5 protein-coding genes and 1 CRISPR repeat array are annotated in these 8235 nt (G+C 47.3%); of the genes, 4 read left to right on the forward strand and 1 reads right to left on the reverse strand.

Annotated features, from left to right (window positions below):
- Nucleotide 1: 1 nt before the first annotated feature.
- The 4 genes from VXK47_RS11795 to cas2 are packed head-to-tail and all read left to right on the forward strand — an operon-like array spanning nt 2 to nt 2555.
- Entirely contained in the window at nt 2-568 is a 567-nt protein-coding gene (locus VXK47_RS11795; RefSeq protein ID WP_435548980.1) for a four helix bundle suffix domain-containing protein, read from the forward strand.
- On the forward strand, nt 540-1226 hold the full coding sequence (gene cas4, locus VXK47_RS11800; RefSeq protein WP_435548981.1) for a CRISPR-associated protein Cas4: 687 nt from the start codon (nt 540-542) through the stop codon (nt 1224-1226). The genes VXK47_RS11795 and cas4 overlap by 29 nt, the downstream gene beginning before the upstream one ends.
- Nucleotides 1223-2254 carry a type I-C CRISPR-associated endonuclease Cas1 gene (cas1c, locus tag VXK47_RS11805; protein ID WP_435548982.1) on the forward strand — a complete coding sequence of 344 codons (1032 nt, stop codon included), beginning with the start codon at nt 1223-1225 and terminating at the stop codon, nt 2252-2254. The genes cas4 and cas1c overlap by 4 nt, the downstream gene beginning before the upstream one ends.
- A gap of 10 nt (nt 2255-2264) precedes the next feature.
- The gene (gene cas2, locus VXK47_RS11810; RefSeq protein ID WP_435548983.1) at nt 2265-2555 is read left to right on the forward strand and encodes a CRISPR-associated endonuclease Cas2; all 291 of its coding nucleotides are present in this window, start codon (nt 2265-2267) and stop codon (nt 2553-2555) included.
- Between the two features lie 184 nt (nt 2556-2739).
- A CRISPR array of direct repeats spans nt 2740-5552; the repeat unit is 32 nt; unit sequence GTCGCGCCCCATGCGGGCGCGTGGATTGAAAC.
- A gap of 314 nt (nt 5553-5866) precedes the next feature.
- Here the strand turns inward: cas2 and thrS are convergent.
- Nucleotides 5867-7780 (reverse strand): threonine--tRNA ligase, encoded by a 1914-nt coding sequence (gene thrS / locus VXK47_RS11815; RefSeq protein ID WP_435548984.1) that lies wholly within the window; start codon nt 7778-7780, stop codon nt 5867-5869.
- Nucleotides 7781-8235 lie beyond the last annotated feature (455 nt).

Below are 8235 nucleotides of genomic sequence, written 5' to 3' on the forward strand. Positions count from 1 at the left end.
CATGACTAACTCACAAGACCCTCCCAAACTCATCCTGCCTCATGGCGGTTATCAGACCCTGCAATCTTACCAGATGGCTGAGATTGTTCATGATGCCACAGTGGTATTTTGTAACCGGTTTATCAGCATCCGTTCGCGCACCCATGACCAGATGGTGCAGGCGGCACGAAGCGGCAAGCAGAATATTGCGGAAGGGAGCATGGCTTCGGGAACTTCCAAGAAGACAGAGCTGAAGCTTATAGGCGTGGCAAGGGCAAGTCTTGAAGAACTACTGGTGGATTACAAGGATTATTTGCGGCAACACACTTTGCCGCTTTGGGGAAAAGATCATCCAAAAGCAAAAGAGGTTAGAAGTTTGTGTTATCGGAAAAATAGATCATATGTGACTTATAAGTCTTATGTTGAGGCATCGCCTCCCGAAATCGCGGCGAACACTTTAATCTGTGTGATCCATCAGGCAAACTATCTGCTCGACCAGCAGCTTAGAGTTTTGGAAAAAGATTTTTTAGAGGAAGGCGGTTTTACAGAAAGGCTCTACCATGCACGAATCCAGAGAAGAAAAAGATAGGCCATATATGATCAATATGACCTATAAAAACCGGGAAGATGATCTTATTATGCTTTCTGCTCTCCAGCATGTTATTTTTTGCCCCAGGCAGTGCGCTTTGATTCACATCGAACAGGCCTGGGCTGAAAATCGCCAGACTGCTGAAGGAAGGATCATGCACGAGAAGGTCCACAAGGAAAACAAGGAATCGCGTGGTAATATACGCATTGAATATGGAATGCCGCTCCGTTCTCTTCGGCTTGGCCTGATCGGCAAAGCAGATGTAGTGGAATTTCACCGCCTGACGGAAGACAAATGGCAGGCTTTTCCGGTGGAATACAAGCGGGGTAAACCAAAGGCCGATGATTGCGATAAGGTACAGCTTTGTGCGCAGGCTATGTGTCTGGAAGAAATGACAAAGACCACAATTATGAAGGGGGCGCTTTTTTACGGGAAAACCCGCAGGCGTCTGGAAGTTGTTTTTGATAATAAACTGCGGCAAAAGACCGAAGAAGCAGCCCGCAATATTCGGGAGATTATTGAATCCGGCAGTACTCCTGCTCCGGTTTATACAAAGAAATGCGAAAGCTGTTCGCTGGTTGGGGAATGCATGCCGAAAACAATGGGGAAAAGGCGTTCGGTAAAAAGCTATTTATCAAGAATTTTGGGTGAGCCATGAAAAAACATCTTAATACACTTTTTGTAACAACACAGGGGGCCTACCTTGCCAAAGAAGGCGAGACTGTAGTGGTCAAAGTGGAAAAGGAAGTGCGTCTGCGGTTACCTGTTCATACAATCGGCGGAATTGTCTGTTTCGGAAATGTAGGATGCAGTCCTTTTCTTATGGGCTTTTGTGCTGAAAATGGGGTAGGCGTAAGTTTTTTATCCGAACATGGCCGTTTTATGGCTCGCATACAGGGGCCGGTATCCGGCAATGTATTACTACGGCGGGAGCAATACAGAAAAGCGGATGATCCTGCTTTTTCAGCCGAAATGGCAAAGGCAGTGCTTATCGGTAAAATAGCAAACTGCCGAACTGTGCTGAATCGGGTGCTGCGGGATCACTCGGAAAAAATAGATGCCGGGCAGATTGTCGAAACAGTAAGGCGGCTGAACTATAACCTTGAATTGCTGAACAGGGATCAACCCCTTGATGTTTTGCGCGGTCTCGAGGGAGATGCCGCCCATATTTATTTTAGCGTCTTTGATCACTTAATTGTTTCCCAGAAAGAAACATTTTCTTTTCATGAGCGGAACCGCCGGCCGCCTCTTGATAATGTAAATTGTCTGCTGTCTTTCATTTATACGCTTCTTGCGCATGATATCCGGTCGGCTCTTGAAACAGTCGGGATAGATCCGGCCGTAGGCTTTTTACACCGGGACCGGCCCGGAAGGCCAAGTCTTGCTCTTGATCTTATGGAAGAATTTAGGCCGGTTATTGCCGACAGGCTGGCTCTTTCACTTATTAATCTTCGTCAGATACAGGATAAAGGATTTAAGAAAACCGATTCGGGGGCGGTTTTAATGAATGACGATACACGAAAAACTCTTCTTGTAGCTTATCAGGAGAGAAAACAGGAAGAAATATATCATCCTTTTATCGAAGAAAAAGTAACTATCGGATTGCTGTTTCATATTCAGGCGCTGCTGCTTGCCCGTTATCTGCGCGGCGATCTTGATGGCTATCCGCCCTTTATCTGGAAATAAGGAGATAAATATGTTTGTGCTGGTCAGTTATGATGTGGCAACCCAGGATGGCACGGGAGCGAGGCGTTTGCGCAGAGTAGCGAAAGCGTGCCAGGATTATGGTCAGCGTGTTCAATACTCTGTTTTTGAATGCATAGTTGATCCTGCAACATGGGCTGTGTTACGCCAACGGCTCATTGATGTAATTGATCAGAATCAAGATAGTTTGAGATTTTATTTTCTTGGCTCAAACTGGAGGCGCCGGGTAGAACATATTGGAGCAAAAAAATCAATTGATCAGGAGGGTCCGTTAATTGTTTGAGAATGTCTGCGAACCTCAAGCTGACACATTTTTACAGGAGGGTTCGCACTGGTTATAACTAAATGATATATTTAAGTATTATAAAAATACCATTTTGGGGGGGTAGTAATATAACCGGTACTAAAACAGATATCGCAGAATATAACAATTATACCCTGAATATATAGTAAGTTAGAAGTTAGTTGTCGCGCCCCATGCGGGCGCGTGGATTGAAACAGGGACCGGAGTAACTTTTAACCCCCAGTTTTTGTCGCGCCCCATGCGGGCGCGTGGATTGAAACGGCTTTGGCAGCGTACCATCTGCGCTGTTTATCAGGTCGCGCCCCATGCGGGCGCGTGGATTGAAACTTAACAGTTTAAACATTATCTTTGGACCCTCCCTAAGTCGCGCCCCATGCGGGCGCGTGGATTGAAACCAGGAGGCAAGCCCGGAAAGACTTACCCCGGCAGGAGGTCGCGCCCCATGCGGGCGCGTGGATTGAAACAACATCCTCGCGCGTGTGAGCACAAATCCCGACACGTCGCGCCCCATGCGGGCGCGTGGATTGAAACGTTAAGTCTTACTGCATTATACCAGAAATCGGCTGTCGCGCCCCATGCGGGCGCGTGGATTGAAACGTAAAATATTCGATTTCGCCTGCGCTCCAGTTGATGGTCGCGCCCCATGCGGGCGCGTGGATTGAAACGGCATAGGGAGTTGCCTATGCCTAACGAACGCAGAGTCGCGCCCCATGCGGGCGCGTGGATTGAAACAAAACTGTCATGCTCGAAAATACCCTCATGCGCTGTCGCGCCCCATGCGGGCGCGTGGATTGAAACGGTATTGATAAAATTGATCAGCCCACCGGGGACCGTCGCGCCCCATGCGGGCGCGTGGATTGAAACTCACAGGCGAAGCATTTCCCAGACCCAAAAAATTGTCGCGCCCCATGCGGGCGCGTGGATTGAAACGAATGTGCCCGTTACAATCTCCTGCGCTTTGTCGTCGCGCCCCATGCGGGCGCGTGGATTGAAACCCTCTTTAGCTCTCCCCATAGGCTCAACAGGCGGGTCGCGCCCCATGCGGGCGCGTGGATTGAAACTCTTGGGAGCACTTCGTCATATTCCCATATGTATGTCGCGCCCCATGCGGGCGCGTGGATTGAAACGCGCTGTAGATCTCTCCAATAATGCAAAACATCGTGTCGCGCCCCATGCGGGCGCGTGGATTGAAACAATTGAAACGGAACTTTTTGACCAGTCTCGTCAAGTCGCGCCCCATGCGGGCGCGTGGATTGAAACGCATTGCCGCCTTAATATGAGCGTTTTCGTCAGCGTCGCGCCCCATGCGGGCGCGTGGATTGAAACATATTACCCTGGCCTTAAGCCGTGCCATTTGCAGGTCGCGCCCCATGCGGGCGCGTGGATTGAAACAGCGTAAACTTTCCGATCAAGAAAAAGCCACTAAGTCGCGCCCCATGCGGGCGCGTGGATTGAAACCTCTCATGATGACATTGTTACTAAAACATTTAGAGTCGCGCCCCATGCGGGCGCGTGGATTGAAACATGTCGCTGTCTTGATAGCACAGCTCAAAATTGTGTCGCGCCCCATGCGGGCGCGTGGATTGAAACTTTTTGAGTTTTGGCACTGACTGTGCAATACAAGTCGCGCCCCATGCGGGCGCGTGGATTGAAACGCTTGCGCTCACAAGTCAACTGCTATGTCGGAGGGTCGCGCCCCATGCGGGCGCGTGGATTGAAACGTGCTCTACAGAAATAAGTATCTACAGACAGTACGTCGCGCCCCATGCGGGCGCGTGGATTGAAACTAACGCTTACATTTTAACGCAGGAAAAGGAGATAAGTCGCGCCCCATGCGGGCGCGTGGATTGAAACCTGGCATGGGTTACGGCCTCAACATCAACAACAAGTCGCGCCCCATGCGGGCGCGTGGATTGAAACCAGTCAAAGGCGAAAAATCCGGACAGGACGCTGAACGTCGCGCCCCATGCGGGCGCGTGGATTGAAACCTGGAAGCACCGTACATCTTGCTCCCAATGTCAGTCGCGCCCCATGCGGGCGCGTGGATTGAAACCTGCCATCCGTAAAGCTTCACGGGCAAGATCAACGTCGCGCCCCATGCGGGCGCGTGGATTGAAACAAATCTGCATGTGCGGCACTCAGTATTGAGGTTAGTCGCGCCCCATGCGGGCGCGTGGATTGAAACTGTTCAGGAGCCGTGCGATTCTGCATCAATTACAGTCGCGCCCCATGCGGGCGCGTGGATTGAAACATCAAATTCACCAGGGTACATAATGTGTCCATCGTCGCGCCCCATGCGGGCGCGTGGATTGAAACTTTAAAAACGGTGAATATAAATGCCTGGCTGGGTCGCGCCCCATGCGGGCGCGTGGATTGAAACAACCCATACCATTGGGGATCGGCACGAAGCCAAAGTCGCGCCCCATGCGGGCGCGTGGATTGAAACAGAAGCAAACGAGTTTGTAAAACGGCTCATGTTGTTGTCGCGCCCCATGCGGGCGCGTGGATTGAAACGGCGAGTGTGTCTTCATCAGTCGTTGGCACAGAAAGTCGCGCCCCATGCGGGCGCGTGGATTGAAACTCCAGAATCATCCCGAAGTTATAATTGAGATAGGTCGCGCCCCATGCGGGCGCGTGGATTGAAACCAGGTGGGATACTAACGGTATCACCATAATCGGCGTCGCCCCCCATTCGGGCGCGGTGATTGAAAAATGATAAACTATTAAACCCTCAAAGCAATGTTGTGTCGCCCCCCAAGAGGGCGCGTGGATTGAAACAAATATGGCATATGCAATGGGTGCAAATAAAGGAGTCGCGCCCCATGCGGGCGCGTGGATTGAAACGGTTCTGAAGAAACATTACAAAGCGCTTGCTCAAGTCGCGCCCCATGCGGGCGCGTGGATTGAAACAACATACGGCAGTTGTTCCGCTTCGATCTTTTCTGTCGCGCCCCATGCGGGCGCGTGGATTGAAACAGGAAGTTTAAGTTTAGTCTATGCTAAAAATGTGGAAAATAGAAAGCTTTTAACGATTATAAAAAGGCAGGTATAATAAAAATGAGAAAAACCATATTTTTCAATTTACTAATTTTGATATTTATTCTTAACTCTCTCAACATCAGCATTCGGCCGGTCGATGATTAAAGGCCGGGTTGTAGATGCTGAAACTGACAAACCCATAGAGAATGCGGCATGAGCGACTCGCCCTGGTTTATAAACCTCTGGTGCTTAAGAAACCAATACTCTATGGTATTCTTAACGGGAAGCCAAACAATGAATGAAGCAAGTCTTTATTCAAATATTTCAAGATCAAGTTTTCGTTCTTTAATTTGAAAAAGTACAATTTTTACAAAATCTTCAATTGTAACCCCATACTTTATCTTGCCGCTTAAGTTCCTTACAGAAACGGTTCCGGATTCCATTTCCTTTGGCCCGCATGTTATTATAAGGGGCACATAGCTTAACTGGGCGTCTCTTATTTTCTTTTTGAGGCTTTCTGTTCTGCTGTCCAGTTCAGTGCGTATCCCCTCTTTTTCCAACACATCCCGGATTCCGGCTGCATATGGAATAAGTTCGTCATTTATCGGAAGCAATGCTGCCTGAACAGGCGCCATCCAGAGCGGAAATTTACCTGCAAAATGCTCAATCAATATACCGAAAAACCGCTCTATAGAGCCGTAAATTACCCTGTGTATCATTATCGGACGGCATTTTTCATTATTTTTATCGATGTAGCTTAAATCAAATCTCTCAGGCAATGCCATGTCAAGCTGCACAGTCCCGCACTGCCATGTTCTTCCAAGGGCATCCTTAATATGTATATCTATCTTGGGCCCGTAAAAAGCACCATCACCTTCATTTGTTTTATAATCCACCCCATAGGTTTTTAATGCCGATTCCAGACCTTTTGTAGCTACAGCCCATTGCTCATCATTTCCTATGGATTTTTCAGGACGTGTGGACAGTTCAAGGTGGAAACTCAAGCCGAATGTACTGTAAATACGTTCAACAAGTTTCAGCACTCCAAGGATTTCGCTTTCTATCTGCTCGGGCGTCATGAATATATGGGCATCGTCCTGATGAAAAGCCCTGACCCTGAACAGGCCGGATAGAACCCCGCTTAATTCATGCCTGTGAACAAGGCCTATTTCTGCTGATCGAAGAGGCAAGTCCTTATAGGAATGAGGCTTCATACCAAAAAGCAGCATTCCGCCCGGACAGTTCATGGGCTTTATGGCATATTCGGTTTCATCCACCACGGATGTATACATGTTCTCACGGTAATTTTCCCAGTGTCCGCTTCTTTCCCATAAAGAGCGGTTCAACATGATAGGAGTCTTTGTTTCAACATAACCGGCAGCCCTGTGTTCTATCTTCCAATAACTTATAAGAGCTTCCCACACGCTCATGCCCTTGGGATGAAAAAACGGCATTCCCGGCGCCTCATCATGAAAGCTGAACAGATCAAGCACCATACCGATTTTACGGTGATTTCTTTTTTTAGCTTCTTCGATGAAGTGAAGATAATCATCAAGTTCTTTTTTTGTATAAAAAGCCGTCCCGTAAATTCTTTGCAACTGGGCTTTTTTCTGATCCGCTCTCCAGTATGCACCGGAAACCTTAGTCATCTTTATGGCTTTTATAAATCCGGTATGGGGCAAATGGGGTCCGCGGCATAAATCCGTAAAATCACCCTGCTCATACAATGATATAGTACCGTCTTCAAGTTCGGATATAATTTCGAGTTTGTAAGGTTCGTCCTTATAGAATTTCAAGGCTTCTTCTTTGGATACCAGCTTGCGTTTAAATGGAATTTTTGCACTGATAATTTTTTTGATCTCGGCTTCAATTTTACCGAAATCCTCCCTTGAAACAGGCTCCATGTCGATATCATAATAAAAGCCGTCTTCCACAACAGGCCCGATTGTCAGCTTTGCATCCTTGTAAATATGCAAAATGGCCTGCGCCATTACATGCGCTGCGCTATGCCGCAATATTTCAAGAGCCTTCTCATCACTTGCGGTAACAAGCCGGACTTTAGAATCATCTGAAATAATTGTATCCAGATCTACAAGATTTCCGTCAAGCTCCATCGCAACACAGTTTCTGGCAAGTCCTTCGGAAATACTTTTTGCTATATCAAGGCCTGAAAGAGCGTTTTCAAAATTTTTAATGCTGCCGTCAGGAAGTGTTATTCTAACCATTATAATTAATCTCGCTATAATATTACAGGATTTATCTTCACTATCAAGACTGATACCTTCGTAAAAAGCCGAAAAAACGACTCGTTACGAGCCCATCAAACCTCTTGTGCTGAAAAAAAGTGTTTTTTTGGGCTTTGTCCAAATTCATCAGATATTTAGGTGAAATACCGATGATGGTCAAGACAATTTTTTTTATATTGGTAAAGTCTGCAAAATAAGTATTATCAACAATGTTAGTTATTGCTATCATGACATGCATTGCAGAATTGTCGGGTATGACAAACCGGATAATTTGCACTTCCCGTTTCAGCAGCATTAGTAACTTAGCAATAATAAATTGAACAATTATGTTGACATTTAGCTACGGTAATGATATGCGTTATGTATGTCAAACACTGTTGAGAAAATCAAGGTAAAGTATGGGTATTTACGTTCACATTTAGATGAGAAGGTTC

Origin of the sequence: Desulfobacterium sp. N47, from assembly GCF_051233685.1 — a bacterium.
Taxonomy (GTDB): domain Bacteria; phylum Desulfobacterota; class Desulfobacteria; order Desulfobacterales; family RPRI01; genus RPRI01.

Excerpts from the sequence above, each read along its gene's own strand:
- thrS (WP_435548984.1), bottom strand. The coding sequence starts at position 7,780 with ATGGTTAGAATAACACTTCCTGACGGCAGCATTAAAAATTTTGAAAAC.
- cas1c (WP_435548982.1), top strand. The coding sequence starts at position 1,223 with ATGAAAAAACATCTTAATACACTTTTTGTAACAACACAGGGGGCCTAC.
- cas2 (WP_435548983.1), top strand. The coding sequence starts at position 2,265 with ATGTTTGTGCTGGTCAGTTATGATGTGGCAACCCAGGATGGCACGGGA.
- VXK47_RS11795 (WP_435548980.1), top strand. The coding sequence starts at position 2 with ATGACTAACTCACAAGACCCTCCCAAACTCATCCTGCCTCATGGCGGT.
- cas4 (WP_435548981.1), top strand. The coding sequence starts at position 540 with ATGCACGAATCCAGAGAAGAAAAAGATAGGCCATATATGATCAATATG.